Origin of the sequence: Prevotella sp. oral taxon 306 str. F0472, assembly GCF_000257925.1 — a bacterium.
GTDB classification, from domain to species: Bacteria; Bacteroidota; Bacteroidia; order Bacteroidales; family Bacteroidaceae; genus Prevotella; species Prevotella vespertina.
Map to the genome: position 1 here is coordinate 1 of NZ_AJIN01000041.1, position 613 is coordinate 613.

Annotated in this window: 1 protein-coding gene; it reads right to left on the reverse strand. The window is 38.3% G+C overall.

What is annotated here, in order from left to right; all coding sequences use genetic code 11:
• Positions 1-34: 34 nt before the first annotated feature.
• Positions 35-247 (reverse strand): hypothetical protein, encoded by a 213-nt coding sequence (locus HMPREF9969_RS06605; RefSeq protein WP_009433829.1) that lies wholly within the window; start codon positions 245-247, stop codon positions 35-37.
• Positions 248-613: the final 366 nt, after the last annotated feature.

Sequence of the window (613 nt, forward strand, 5' to 3'; positions counted from 1 at the left end):
TTTTTACTTAGTTCTCTTTGTTAATAACTCTCTGTTAGTCTTCCCAAGCGGAAAAATCGTCTTCGTTCTCATTGTCAGCTCCCTGCCATGCTGGTGCTTGCTTAGCACTGCTGATGGTTCCTCCAGGTGTTGCTGGGTTGTGCTGACCATTAAAAGGAGACCCCGCCATTAAATTAGTGGTTTCGTTTACCTGAACTATTACGCAATTAGGTGCAGAATAGTTCTTCTTTTCTTTCTTTTTCTCCATTGTTTTATTGATTAAAAATAGTTGTTATTTCGTGCTTAATTTCTCTATATTTCGGTTTAGGTACGGACACAAAAAAAGAACAAAGGAAACTTCTAGAAGTCCTTTGTTTACAGGGTTTGCGGCACGCTTCGCGCGCGCGTACGCGAGAAGAAAAAAATGTGTAATTTACGCCTGCTCTACTAGAGAGAGAGAGAGAGAGAGAGAGAGAGAGAGAGAGAGAGTATACAAATATTTGGAACTACCAAATTATTTGCTATCTTTTTCTCAATTATTTTTCTCTCCGTATTCAATGATTCAAACGCAGATACACAATAAGCAACACCTTTATTATATAAGGCGTTGTTCGTTGTGGCTTGAATATTTAAT